Raw genomic sequence first — 12,035 nt, 5'->3', positions numbered from 1 at the left:
CGGCGCCGGCCGCGCGTTTCGGCGCGGCCGGCGGACGTGCCCGTCAGCCTCCGTAGATGTCGAAGGTGAAGTACTTCTTGGTGATCTCTTCGTACTTGCCGTTGTCGCGGATCGCCTTGATGGCCGCGTTGATCCGGTCCTTGGTCGCGGTGTCGCCCTGGCGCACGCCGGCGCCGACGCCCGGCCCGAGGATCGCCAGGTCTTCCGCGACGTTGCCCTTCAGGTCGCAGCACGCCTTGCCCTGGTCCGACTGCAGGAAGGCGTCGAGCGCGATCGAATCGGCCTGCGTGGCGTCGATGCGGCCGGCGGCCAGATCCTGGTTGGCTTCATCCTGGGTCTGGTACTCCTTGATCTCGGCAGCGTCCGTGAAATGCTTCTTCACATAGTCGGCGTGGACCGTGGAAACCTGCACGCCGATGATCTTGCCCTTCAGCCCCTCCGGCGTGGCGTCGAAGATCTCGCCCTTCGGCCCGATCACGGCGGTCGGCGTGTTGTAGTACTTGTCGGAGAAGTCGATGGTCTTCTTGCGCTCGTCGGTGATCGACATCGAATTCATGATGGCGTCGATCTTCTTGGTGGTGAGTGCCGGGATCAGGCCGTCCCACGGGATCGGCACCAGCTCGCATTCGTACTTCGCCTCCGCGCAGATCGCGTTGACGATCTCGACTTCCCAGCCGGTCCAGTTGCCCGAGGCGTCGGCCTCGTAGAAGGGCGGGTAGGCTTCCGGCGAGAAGCCTACCTTGAGCGGCTCGGCGTTCGCGGCCGCCACGCCCGACGCGGCGATCACCATTGCCGCCGCGGTCATCTTGAATGTCTTCAACATCGTTGTTCTCCCAGTTTCTTGTTGGTCGTTCCCGCTTCCGGTTCTTGGTTCGCCCTAGTGGACGTTGTGAAGGAACTGTTTCAGCCGTTCCGCTTTCGGTTCGCCGAATATCTGGTCGGGCGGGCCTTCCTCCTCGACCAGCCCGTTGTAGAGATAGACGACATGCGTCGCGACCTTGCGCGCGAACTTCATCTCGTGCGTGACCAGGATCATGGTGCGGCCCTCCTGAGCGAGGTCGCCGATCACCTTCAGCACCTCGCCGACCAGTTCCGGGTCGAGCGCCGAGGTCGGCTCGTCGAACAGCATCACCCTGGGGTCGATGGCCAATGCCCTGGCGATCGCGCCGCGCTGCTGCTGGCCGCCCGACAGGAAGGCGGGGTAGACGTCGCGCTTCTCGGCCAGTCCGACCCGCGCAAGCAGGCGCTCGGCATTGGCGACCGCCTCGTCTCGATTGACGCCGAGCACATGGATCGGCACCTCGATGACGTTCTCGATCAGCGTCATGTGGCTCCACAGGTTGAAGCTCTGGAACACCATGCCGAGGCGCGAGCGGATGCGCTCGATCTGGCGCCGGTCCGCCGGCGCTGTATGGCCGTGGCTGTCGGCCTTCAGCTTGATTTCCTCGCCGTTCACGCGGATCAGGCCGCTGGTCGGGTTCTCGAGGCAGTTGATGCAGCGCAGGAGGGTGGACTTGCCGGAGCCGGAGCCGCCGATGATGGCGACCACGTCGCCGTCCTTCGCCGACAGCGAGACGCCCTTCAGCACCTCGAGGTTGCCGAAGCGCTTGTGCAGGTTCTCGATATGGATGGCTTCGGCCGCGCCTGATTGCGAAACCGTTTCCGGTCCGGCATTGGCAGCGCCCCGCGTCACTGGCGGCACCCGGCGCTTTCGGCAACTCTACGCAATCCCTGACCCATCACCCGTCACAAATCGTGCCCTCGGCGTCAGGATGGACCGGGCCGCTTGCCTCCGTCAACCCGGCTTCTGTGGCCCTTGCGGGTGCCGGTAGGGCATGTTTAGTGGCCGTAACCGGGGAAAATTGCAGGGAGCCGGCATGACCGTTCAGATGACGCAGCGTTACGGGTCGCAGTCCATGGCCGCGAAGCTTAGGCGCGTGCTGATGCGCTCGGCGGCCAGCGCCATGCGCCACGCCAAGCCGGCAGAATGGCACTACGGCCCCGGCTTCGACGCAGCGCGCGCCGCCCGACAGCACCAAGCCTTCGCCGAGCTGGTCGCGGCATCCGGCGCCGAGGTCGAATGGCTGACCGACGACGACGACGGCCTCGCCGATTCCGTGTTCACCCACGACCCGTCGCTGGTGACGGAGCAGGGCGCAATCATCCTTGCCATGGGCAAGGCGCTCAGGCGCTCCGAACCGGCCCTGCACGAAAGCGCTTACGCCCGCATGGGCGTCCCGATCCTCGGTCGGATCGAATTCCCCGGCTCCGTGGAAGGCGGCGACTGCGTCTGGGTCGATCGGCAAACCCTGGCCATCGGGCGCGGGGTCAGGACGAACGAAGCCGGCATCGGCCAGATGGCGGACCTGCTGCGGCCGCTCGGCGTCGACGTGTTCGGCTACGACCTGCCGCTCTGGCATGGCGAGGATGCCTGCCTGCACCTGATGTCGGTCATCAGCCCGCTCGCCGACGATCTCGCGCTCGTCCATGCGCCGTTGCTGCCGACGGCCTTCTACCAGATGCTGCGGCGGCGCGGCATCACCCTGATCGAAGGCGACGCCGATGAGTTCCGCGACAGTTTCGGGCTGAGCCTCAACGTGCTGCCGACCGCGCCGCGCGAAGTGATCGCGGTCGCCGGCTTCCCGAAGACGGCGGCGGCCATGGAGGCGGCCGGATGCCGGGTGCAGACCTTCGAGGCGGACGCGCTCTGCATCGCCTGCGAGGGCGGCCCGACCTGCCTGACCAGGCCGGTGCTGCGGGCCTAGCACCAGGGGAGATGCGACGATGACCGGCAAGACGACCCTCGGCGAAGCGCTGATCCACCTGCTCGAGGCGCACGGCGTCGATACCGTGTTCGGCATCCCGGGCGTGCATACGGTCGAGCTCTATCGCGGGCTTGCCCGCTCGAAAATCCGCCATGTCACGCCGCGCCACGAACAGGGCGCGGGCTTCATGGCCGATGGCTATGCCCGCGCTTCGGGCAGGCCGGGAGTGGCCTTCGTCATCACCGGCCCTGGCCTGACCAATGCGATCACCGCGATGGGGCAGGCGCGCGCCGATTCCGTGCCGATGCTGGTGATTTCCGGCGTCAACGCGACCGACACGCTCGGCCGCGGGCTCGGCCATCTCCACGAACTCCCCGACCAGGCCGGCCTTGCCGGGAAGGTCGCCCTGGCCACCCACCACGTCACCCGTGCGGAACAACTGCCGCGCGCCCTCGCCGACGCCTTCCATTTGTTCGCCAGCGCGCGGCCGGGCCCGGTCCATATCGAGATCCCGATCGACGTGATGACGAAGGCGGCCGACGGGCTGTCGCCGCTTCTGGTCAACGCCGCGCCGCCTGTGCCCGACGCCGGAGGGATCGCCGGCGCGGCGCGGCTGGTCGAAGCAGCCGACCGCCCGCTCATCCTGGCCGGCGGCGGCGCCAAGGCCGCCGAGGCGTCGCTCCGGCGTCTCGCCGAGCTGCTCGACGCGCCGGTCGTGCTGACGGCCAATGCGCGCGGCCTGCTGCACGGCCACCCGCTGGTGGTGCCGGCCAGCCCTAGCCTTGGGCCGGTGCGAAGGCTGATGGCCGAGGCCGACGTCACCATCGCCGTCGGAACGGAATTCGGCCCGACCGACTACGACATGTATGGCGACGGCGGCTTCCAGCCGCCGCGCAACCTGGTGCGGATCGACATCGACGCCGAGCAGCTGGCGCGCCATCCGGCCGCGATCGCCATCCAGGCCGACGCCGGCGCGGCGCTCGACGCCCTGCTTGCAGCGCTTCCGGGCCGCGTCGGGCAGGCCGACGGGGCAGGCCGCGCCACGGCAGCGCGGGCCGGCGCGCGCGCCGATCTGCCGCCCGCCCTTGTCGACAAGCTCGCCGCTGTCGAGATGATCCGGGACACGCTGCCCGGCGCGATCATCGTCGGCGATTCCACGCAGCCAATCTACGCCGCCAACCTCTACTATGACCACGACCGGCCGGGCGGCTGGTTCAATGCGGCGACAGGCTACGGCACGCTCGGCTACGGCCCGCCCGCCGCCATCGGCGCCGCGCTGGCCGCGCCGAGAGCAACGGTGGTGTGCATCTGCGGCGACGGCGGCTTCCAGTTCACGCTACCGGAGCTCGGCGTCGCCGCCGACGTCGGCGCACCCGTCATCTTCGTCATCTGGAACAACCGCGGCTACCGCGAGATCGAGACGTCGATGCGCGACGTCGGTGTCGAACCGGTCGGGGTGTCGCCGGTTCCACCGGATTTCTGCCGGATCGCCGAGGCCTACGGCATCCCGGCCGAACGCCTTTCGTCGCCGGCCGACCTGCCAGCGGCGCTGTCGCGGGCCAAGGCGGCAAGCGGACCCTATCTGGTCGAAATCACGGTGGACTGAACGATGGCCGGGCTGTTCGAGGGCAGGACGGTCGTGGTCACGGGCGGAACCGGCGCGCTCGGCGGCGCCGTGCTGGCGCGGCTCGTCGCGGACGGTGCGCGCTGCCGCGTGCCGACGGCGAAAGCCGCCATGCCCGAGGATTTCGCGCTGGCCAAGCACCCGCGGGTCGTTGTCGTGCCGGGCGTCGATCTCGGCGACATCGCCTCGGTCGACACACTCTACCGTGAAGTGCCGAATCTCTGGGCATCGATCCACCTCGCCGGGGGTTTCGCGATGTCGCCGGTCGCCGATCCCGACGACGGTTCCGACGTCTTTGCCGAAATGATGGACGCCAACGCCCGAACCGCCTTCCTGTGCTCCCGTGCGGCGGCGCGCGCCATGCTGGCGGCCGGCACTGCCGGGCGCATCCTCAATGTCGCCGCCCGGCCCGGGCTCGATCCGCGCAAAGGCGCGGGCATGTCCGCCTACGCGGCCAGCAAGGCGGCCGTCGCGGCACTGTCGGTCGCGCTTGCCGAAGAGTTGAAAGGCGCCGGCATCCTGGTCGACGCGGTCGCACCCTCGACACTCGACACGCCGGCCAACCGCAGGGCCATGCCGAAGGCGGACTTCTCGAAATGGGTGAGCCTGGAGGCCGCCGCCGAGGCGATCGTGCACCTCGCCGCGCCGGAGAACAGCGCCGTCAGCGGCGCGCTGGTCCCGATCTACGGCCGCGCCTGAATCCCGGCTCGGAAAGGGGCCGCCGCTAGGACGAGCCGTGAATGTCCATCATCGGCTTCAACTGGTCCTGGGATGCGGACCAGTCGGTCGGCCGTTCGATCATGCGACGCACCTTGATCGGCTCCGTGCCGCTGTGCAGCCGGCGCAGCGTGTCGCCGACGACGGCGTCCGAATGGGTGGCGCGCATGTTGTGGCGCACATATTCGTGCCAGGTCGGCGTGTGGTAGGTCTCGGTCCAGATCTCGGGGTTCTCCAGGTCGCGCGCGAGCGCCCATTGCCGAGCCCCGTCGCGCCGGCGTATGCGCCGCCGTTCCGCCATGGCGTCGAGGAACTCGTGCAGGTCGCTCTCGCGGATCACGTATTCGATCGAGATGACGATCGGCCCGGAGCGCGGCTTGAGGTCGAGCGCCACGCTCGGTTCGCGCCAGCGGTTCAGCGGATCGAGGTTGAGGGCGGCGTGGTCGGGCAGCTTGAACACGAAGCCGATGGCGACCCCGGCCAGCATCAGCACGGCCGACGCCAGCAGCGCCTCGGCCGGGCCGTAGTTCTCCGCGACGGTGCCCCAGACCCAGCTGCCCAGCGCCATGCCCCCGAAGGTGGCCATCTGGTAGAGCGACATGGCGCGGCCGACCACCCAGCGCGGCGTCGACAGCTGCACGGTCACGTTGAAGAGCGACAGCGTCAGCACCCAGCTCGCGCCCCCGACAACCAGACCGATGCAGCTCAGCCAGGCGACGGTCGACAGCGCCTGGATGGTGGCCGAGGCGGCGAAGGCGAGGAAGCCGATGCGCACGATCCACTCGTTGGCGATGACGCCGCGCAGCCGCCCGCCGAGCAGCGCGCCGCCGATCGCGCCGACGCCGTACGCTCCGAGCAGCACGCCGTAGAGCAGCGGCCCGCCGACGATGATGTCGCGCGCCACCAGCGGCAGCAGCGCCAGCGTCGAGATCGCCGTCAGGCCGAAGATGAACCCGCGCAGCAGAACCTTCTCGATGTTGGGCGACATCGCGACGTAGCGAAGTCCCGCCGAGATGGCGAGGCCGAGGCGTTCGCGCGGTAGCGTGGACGCCGGCGTCTCGAGCTTCCAGCGTAGCAGCACCAGGATCAGCGCCACATAGCTCACCGCATTGGCGGCGAAGGCCGCCGCCGCGCCCGCCGCGGCGACGATCGCGCCGCCGATCGCCGGGCCGACGCTGCGCGTCAGGTTGAAGCTCATCGAATTCAGCGCCACCGCGGCAGGCACGTCGCTGCGCGGCACCATGTCGCCGACCGCGGCCTGCCACGAGGGATTGTGCAGCGCCGTCCCGCAGCCGATCAGGAAGGTGAACGACAGCAGCAGCCACGGCGTCATGACGCCGGCATAGGCGGCCAGCGCGAGCGCCGCCGACACCACGAGCATGAAGCACTGGGCGACCAGCATGACGGTGCGGCGATTGAAGTTGTCGGCGAGCGCGCCCGACACCAGCGAAAACAGCATGATCGGCAGCGTGGTCGACGCCTGGACCAGCGCCACGAGATCGTCGGAATGGGAGATCTGGGTCATCATCCAGGCCGCGCCGACACCCTGGATCAGCGAACCGAGATTCGATCCGAGCGTCGCGAACCAGACATTGCGGAAGATGGCCGACCTGAAGGGGGCAAGGGCGCCCTGGCGTGCGGGAAGGGGTTGATCAGGCATGCGGCCGGCGTCCGGCTCTTGAATTCGACATCGGTGTCGGCGGGCCGGCCACGGACGGTCCCGGCATCGCCGCCAGCCGCACTATTCCAGTTGGCGGCGCAGGCTGCAACGCCCGGCCTCCCACCTGGGACAAAAAAGAAGCCCGCCGGACGATCCGGCGGGCTTCTGTTCGTGTCGGCTGAGCCGTCGGGGACGGCGCAGCGAATGCCTGAGGCTTACTTGTCGCCCTGCTTCTTCAGCGCGGCGCCCAGGATGTCGCCGAGCGAGGCGCCGGAGTCGGTCGAGCCGTACTGGGCGACCGCTTCCTTCTCCTCGGCGATCTCGAGCGCCTTGATGGAGACCTGCAGCTTGCGCGTCTTCTTGTCGAAGGAAATCACGCGCGCATCGACCTTCTGGCCGACGGCGAAGCGCTCGGGGCGCTGCTCGTCGCGATCGCGGCTGAGGTCGGAACGCTTGATGAAGGTCTCGACGCCATGGTCGACCAGACGCACGTCCAGGCCGCCATCCTTGATGCCGATGACCTCGCAGGTGACGACCGCGTTCTTGCGCAGTTCGCCCGAGCTGGCGGCCTCGCCGACGGCGTCGCGTGCAAGCTGCTTGACGCCGAGCGAGATGCGCTCCTTCTCGACGTCGACGTCGAGAACCTGCGCCTTGACCATGTCGCCGCGGTTGTACTCCTCGATGACCTGCTCGCCCGGACGGTTCCAGTCGAGGTCGGAGAGGTGCACCATGCCGTCGACATCGCCCTCGAGGCCGATGAACAGGCCGAACTCGGTCTTGTTCTTGACCTCGCCCTCGACCACCGAGCCGACCGGGTGGTCGCGGCGGAAGGCCTCCCACGGGTTCTCGAGCGTCTGCTTGAGACCGAGCGAGATGCGGCGCTTGGCCGGATCGACCTCGAGCACCACCACGTCGACCTGCTGGGTCGTCGACAGGATCTTGCCGGGGTGCACGTTCTTCTTGGTCCAGCTCATCTCGGAAACGTGGATGAGGCCCTCGATGCCCGGCTCCAGCTCGACGAACGCGCCGTAGTCGGTGATGTTGGTGACCGTGCCTGTGATCTTCTTGCCGATCGGGAACTTGGTGCCGATGTCGCCCCACGGATCAGCCTCGAGCTGCTTCATGCCGAGCGAGATGCGGTGGGTTTCCTGGTTGATGCGGATGATCTGCACCTTGACCGTCTGGCCGATGTTGAGGATCTCAGTCGGATGGTTGACGCGGCGCCATGCCATGTCGGTGACGTGCAGCAGGCCGTCGATGCCGCCGAGGTCGACGAACGCACCGTAGTCGGTGATGTTCTTGACGACGCCTTCGACCACCTGGCCCTCTTCGAGGTTCTGGACGATCTCCGAGCGCTGCTCGGCGCGGCTCTCCTCGAGAACGGTGCGGCGCGACACGACGATGTTGCCGCGGCGGCGATCCATCTTGAGGATCTCGAAGGGCTGCGGGTTGTGCATCAGCGGGGTGACGTCGCGGATCGGACGGATGTCGACCTGCGAACGCGGCAGGAAGGCCACGGCGCCGTCGAGATCGACGGTGAAGCCGCCCTTGACCTGGTTGAAGATGACGCCTTCGACGCGCTCGCCCTTCGAGAACTTCTCCTCGAGGCGGACCCAGCTCTCTTCACGGCGGGCCTTGTCGCGCGACAGCATGGCTTCGCCAAGCGCGTTCTCGATGCGCTCGACATAGACCTCGACGGTGTCGCCGACCTTCAGCGTGGAGTCCTTGCCCTTGGCGCCGAACTCCTTCAGCGGCACGCGACCTTCGACCTTCAGGCCGACGTCGATGATGGCCATGTCCTTTTCGATCGCCGTGACGAGGCCCCTGACGACCTGGCCTTCGCCCGAATGTCCGTCCGAGAACGACTCTTCGAGAAGCGACGCGAAATCGTCGCGGGTGGGATTAGCTACAGACATATTTTCTCCTGGAAAGCCCCGGTCTTGCGGGGCTGGCGCCGTGGTTCGCGTTGCGTTGGCCTGCCGGCGTTCCGGGCCCTGGGGCCCTGATGCCGCTGTCGCGGCGAAACCGGCGCATGAGAATGCTGGCAGGCTGGTTCGGGTATTCTGGCCCGGCGGGCATGCTGGCGCTTCCGCGAGCCGGAAGCCAGGACCTTTCAGGCGCCGTTCCGCTTGGCGAGGACAGCGTCGATCACCGTCCGGGCCGCCTGGAACGCGGCTTCTATAGACATTTCCGTGGTGTCGAGCAAGTGCGCGTCCGCCGCCGGCCTGAGCGGCGAGTCCTCGCGGCCCATGTCGCGCTCGTCGCGGCGCACGATGTCGGCCAGGATTTCGCTGAGGTCGGCGTGGCCGCCTCTGGACTCGATATCGCGCAGGCGGCGGCCGGCGCGCACCTCGGGACTGGCCGTCACGTAGAGCTTCACGTCGGCGTCGGGGCATACCACCGTGCCGATGTCGCGCCCGTCGAGCACCGCCCCGCCCGGTTGCGCCGCGAAGGCGCGTTGCTTGTCGACGAGCATCTTCCTGACCGTCGGGAACACCGCGACCCTGGACGCCGCTTCGCCGACCTCATGGGCCGACAGCGCCTCGCGGTCGAGATTGCCCAGATCCACCTGCCGGGCCGCCGTCTCGGCAGCCGAGACGTTGTCCAGAGGCAGCCCGTGGATGATGAGCGCATGGCCGACGGCCCGGTAGGTCAGGCCGGTGTCGAGATGCGGCAGGTGGTAGTAGTCCGCCAGGCGGCGCGCCAGCGTGCCCTTGCCGGAGGCGGCTGGACCGTCGATCGCAATCGTCAGGGGAAGCGGCTTGCCGTTCACGCAGTCTCTCGCGCCAGCGTTGCTCGGAGGGGTTCGCGGCTGGCTTAGCGTGCTTCGCCCCCGGAGTCGCGCCCTATTTGGCCGGCCGCCTCAGGCGATCTGCTCGACCTGCTGGACCTCCGGCACGAAATGGCGCAGCAGGTTCTGGATGCCGTGCTTCAGCGTCGCCGTCGACGACGGGCAGCCGGCGCAGGCGCCCTTCATGTGCAGGAACACCGTGCCGTTCTCGTAGCCGCGGAAGGTGATGTCGCCGCCGTCCTGCGCCACCGCCGGGCGCACGCGCGTCTCCAGCAGTTCCTTGATGGTGACGACGATCTCCTCGTCGGCCTTGTCGTAGAACTCGGCGGCGCGCTCGGCATCGTCGGCGACGTCGCGGTCGCCCGACGACATCACCGGCGCGCCGGACAGGAAATGCTCCATGATGGCGCCCAGGATGGCGGGCTTCAGGTGCTGCCATTCATGGCCGTCGCCCTTGGTCACGGTGACGAAGTCGTAGCCGAAGAACACGCCTGTCACACCGGGAACGGAAAACAGCTTGCCGGCGAGCGGCGAGGCCGCGCCGGCGCTTTCGGCGTCACGGAAGTCGGCGGTGCCCTCGCGCAGCACTTCCTTGCCGGGCAGGAACTTCAGGGTCGCCGGGTTCGGCGTCGCCTCGGTCTGGATGAACATGGTCTTCTCCATGGCCGCCCGGTCTCCGGCGGCCGCTTCTTTGGAATGGTTCTAAATAGGCCTGTTTCCGCGCGCATTCAAGCGAAAGCGATGCCGCTTTCGCGCCCGCAGGGGATTGTTTTTCCCGCCACGGCTCCGCGCCTAGGCCAGGCTGTCGATGTCTTCGTCCGACAGGTTCTGCGGCACGACGGTGACCGGAATGGGGAAGGCGGCGCCCTTGCCGGCGATCGAGGCCACCAGCGGCCCCGGCCCTTCCTTGCCGGCGCCCGCCGCCAGCACCAGGATTGCGATGTCCTGGTCGTCCTCGATCAGCTTGTGGATCTCCTCCGCCGGCTTGCCTTCCTTGACGACCAGCTCCGGCTCGATGCCGACCTGCTCGCGCGCCTTGGTCGCGTGGACGTCGAGCGCGGCGCCGGCCGCCTGCATGGCTTCCTCGCGCATGATCTTCTCGACCCCCAGCCAGTGCTGGAAGTCACCGGGTTCGATGACGTAGAGAAGCACGAGCACGCCGCCCGTGCTCTTGGCGCGCTTGGAGGCATAGGCCACGGCGCGCTCGCATTCGGGCGTCTCGTCGATGATCGCCAGGAACTTGCGGCGGTGCCCGGCCTCGCGGCTCAGACGTTTCGAGACCATCAGCTACTCCCTCAAGGCGGCAACGGTCGGGCGCGCAATCTGCCATCCGGCGTGACGCCGGGCAAGCCGGCGCGGCTTGACGCCGCGTCGGCTCCTGCCATCCGGGCTCAGTCGCCGAGCAGCCCGATGATCTCGCGCACCTTCTTCATGGTGCCTTCGGCAATCACGCGGGCCCGGTTGCCGCCGTCGCGCAGCACGCTGTCGATATAGGCCGGGTCGGCCATCAGCCGGCGCATCTCGCCGGCGACCGGGGCCATCTTCTCCACCGCGAGGTCGGCCAGGGCCGGCTTGAACACCGAGAACTGCTGGCCGCCGAACTCGCTGAGCACCGCCTCCTTCGACATGTCGGCGAGGCCGGCGTAGATGCCGACCAGGTTTTCCGCCTCGGGGCGTCCCTCCAGTCCCTCGACCTCGCCGGGCAGGGCGTCGGGGTCGGTCTTGGCCTTCTTGATCTTCTTCGAGATCGTGTCGGCATCGTCGGTCAGGTTGATGCGCGAGAGATCGGACGGGTCCGACTTCGACATCTTCTTGGAGCCGTCGCGCAGGCTCATGATGCGCGCCGCCGGGCCGCCGATCACCGGCTCGGTGATCGGGAAGAAGCCGTTCACCGTCTCCTCGCCGACCTTCATCTCGACGCCGACGCCGAGCTCCGCGATGCGTGCCGAAAAATCGTTGTTGAACTTCTGCGCGATATCGCGGGTCAGCTCCAGATGCTGCTTCTGGTCCTCGCCGACCGGCACGTGGGTGGCGCGGTAGACCAGGATGTCGGCCGCCATCAGGCTCGGATAGGCGAGCAGGCCGAGCGAGGCGTTCTCGCGATCCTTGCCGGCCTTGTCCTTGAACTGCGTCATGCGGTTCATCCAGCCGATGCGCGCCACGCAGTTGAAGATCCAGGCAAGCTCGGCGTGCTGCATCACCCGCGCCTGGTTGAACACGATGTGCTTCTTCGGGTCGATGCCGGACGCCAGGAAGGCGGCGGTGATCGAGCGTGTCTGTTCGCCGAGGTCCTGGTGGACGAGCTGCGCCGTCAGCGAATGCAGGTCGACGACGCAATAGATGCAGTCATTGGTGTCCTGCAGGGCCACGAACTTCTTGATGGCGCCGAGATAGTTGCCGAGATGCAGGTTTCCGGTCGGCTGGACGCCGGAGAAGACGAGGGGCTTGAAGGCGGTCATGGATTGATCCCGTGGCTTG

At 68.0% G+C, this 12,035-nt stretch carries 11 protein-coding genes; 3 read left to right on the top strand and 8 right to left on the bottom strand.

Annotation, left to right across the window (positions count from 1 at the left end; translation table 11 throughout):
* Positions 1–43: 43 nt before the first annotated feature.
* Both ABUE31_RS10360 and ABUE31_RS10355 read right to left on the bottom strand, forming a co-directional pair.
* Positions 44–823: a transporter substrate-binding domain-containing protein gene (locus ABUE31_RS10360; RefSeq protein WP_367723454.1), complete on the bottom strand. Its 780-nt coding sequence runs from the start codon at positions 821–823 to the stop codon at positions 44–46.
* 54 nt (positions 824–877) lie between these two features.
* Complete coding sequence (locus ABUE31_RS10355) at positions 878–1,693, bottom strand: ABC transporter ATP-binding protein (RefSeq protein WP_367723453.1); 816 nt, start codon at positions 1,691–1,693, stop codon at positions 878–880.
* Positions 1,694–1,916: 223 nt separating this feature from the next.
* Here ABUE31_RS10355 and ABUE31_RS10350 point away from each other — a divergent pair, with 223 nt between their 5' ends.
* The 3 genes from ABUE31_RS10350 to ABUE31_RS10340 are packed head-to-tail and all read left to right on the top strand — an operon-like array spanning position 1,917 to position 5,088.
* Positions 1,917–2,765 carry a dimethylarginine dimethylaminohydrolase family protein gene (locus ABUE31_RS10350; protein WP_367723622.1) on the top strand — a complete coding sequence of 283 codons (849 nt, stop codon included), beginning with the start codon at positions 1,917–1,919 and terminating at the stop codon, positions 2,763–2,765.
* Between the two features lie 19 nt (positions 2,766–2,784).
* Positions 2,785–4,371, top strand: coding sequence for a 5-guanidino-2-oxopentanoate decarboxylase (locus ABUE31_RS10345; RefSeq protein WP_367723452.1), 1,587 nt, complete (start codon positions 2,785–2,787; stop codon positions 4,369–4,371).
* A gap of 3 nt (positions 4,372–4,374) precedes the next feature.
* The gene (locus tag ABUE31_RS10340; RefSeq protein WP_367723451.1) at positions 4,375–5,088 is read left to right on the top strand and encodes an SDR family NAD(P)-dependent oxidoreductase; all 714 of its coding nucleotides are present in this window, start codon (positions 4,375–4,377) and stop codon (positions 5,086–5,088) included.
* Between the two features lie 25 nt (positions 5,089–5,113).
* On the opposite strand, the gene ABUE31_RS10335 is transcribed toward ABUE31_RS10340, so the two are convergent.
* The 6 genes from ABUE31_RS10335 to trpS all read right to left on the bottom strand — a co-directional run bounded on the left by ABUE31_RS10335 (position 5,114) and on the right by trpS (position 12,016).
* Positions 5,114–6,766, bottom strand: a complete 1,653-nt coding sequence (locus ABUE31_RS10335) for an MFS transporter (protein WP_367723450.1) — start codon at positions 6,764–6,766, stop codon at positions 5,114–5,116.
* A gap of 215 nt (positions 6,767–6,981) precedes the next feature.
* Positions 6,982–8,682, bottom strand: a complete 1,701-nt coding sequence (rpsA, locus tag ABUE31_RS10330) for a 30S ribosomal protein S1 (RefSeq protein WP_367723449.1) — start codon at positions 8,680–8,682, stop codon at positions 6,982–6,984.
* A 197-nt stretch (positions 8,683–8,879) separates the two neighbouring features.
* Complete coding sequence (cmk, locus tag ABUE31_RS10325; RefSeq protein WP_367723448.1) at positions 8,880–9,539, bottom strand: (d)CMP kinase; 660 nt, start codon at positions 9,537–9,539, stop codon at positions 8,880–8,882.
* A 90-nt stretch (positions 9,540–9,629) separates the two neighbouring features.
* On the bottom strand, positions 9,630–10,208 hold the full coding sequence (locus tag ABUE31_RS10320) for a NifU family protein (protein WP_367723621.1): 579 nt from the start codon (positions 10,206–10,208) through the stop codon (positions 9,630–9,632).
* Between the two features lie 141 nt (positions 10,209–10,349).
* A complete protein-coding gene (locus tag ABUE31_RS10315; RefSeq protein WP_367723447.1) occupies positions 10,350–10,841 on the bottom strand; it encodes a universal stress protein in 492 nt (163 codons plus the stop codon).
* A gap of 107 nt (positions 10,842–10,948) precedes the next feature.
* Positions 10,949–12,016: a tryptophan--tRNA ligase gene (trpS, locus tag ABUE31_RS10310; protein ID WP_367723446.1), complete on the bottom strand. Its 1,068-nt coding sequence runs from the start codon at positions 12,014–12,016 to the stop codon at positions 10,949–10,951.
* Positions 12,017–12,035: the final 19 nt, after the last annotated feature.

It is taken from the genome of Mesorhizobium marinum (assembly GCF_040813675.1).
Lineage (GTDB): Bacteria > Pseudomonadota > Alphaproteobacteria > Rhizobiales > Rhizobiaceae > Mesorhizobium_K > Mesorhizobium_K marinum.
Note: the sequence above shows the minus strand (reverse complement) of the source record. Positions and strands in the feature narration are given on the sequence as shown.

What these genes read in the sequence shown, in the direction of transcription:
- ABUE31_RS10360 (WP_367723454.1), bottom strand. Translation starts at nt 823, where the DNA reads ATGTTGAAGACATTCAAGATGACCGCGGCGGCAATGGTGATCGCCGCG.
- ABUE31_RS10350 (WP_367723622.1), top strand. Translation starts at nt 1,917, where the DNA reads ATGGCCGCGAAGCTTAGGCGCGTGCTGATGCGCTCGGCGGCCAGCGCC.
- ABUE31_RS10345 (WP_367723452.1), top strand. Translation starts at nt 2,785, where the DNA reads ATGACCGGCAAGACGACCCTCGGCGAAGCGCTGATCCACCTGCTCGAG.
- ABUE31_RS10340 (WP_367723451.1), top strand. Translation starts at nt 4,375, where the DNA reads ATGGCCGGGCTGTTCGAGGGCAGGACGGTCGTGGTCACGGGCGGAACC.
- ABUE31_RS10335 (WP_367723450.1), bottom strand. Translation starts at nt 6,766, where the DNA reads ATGCCTGATCAACCCCTTCCCGCACGCCAGGGCGCCCTTGCCCCCTTC.
- rpsA (WP_367723449.1), bottom strand. Translation starts at nt 8,682, where the DNA reads ATGTCTGTAGCTAATCCCACCCGCGACGATTTCGCGTCGCTTCTCGAA.
- ABUE31_RS10320 (WP_367723621.1), bottom strand. Translation starts at nt 10,208, where the DNA reads ATGTTCATCCAGACCGAGGCGACGCCGAACCCGGCGACCCTGAAGTTC.
- ABUE31_RS10315 (WP_367723447.1), bottom strand. Translation starts at nt 10,841, where the DNA reads ATGGTCTCGAAACGTCTGAGCCGCGAGGCCGGGCACCGCCGCAAGTTC.
- trpS (WP_367723446.1), bottom strand. Translation starts at nt 12,016, where the DNA reads ATGACCGCCTTCAAGCCCCTCGTCTTCTCCGGCGTCCAGCCGACCGGA.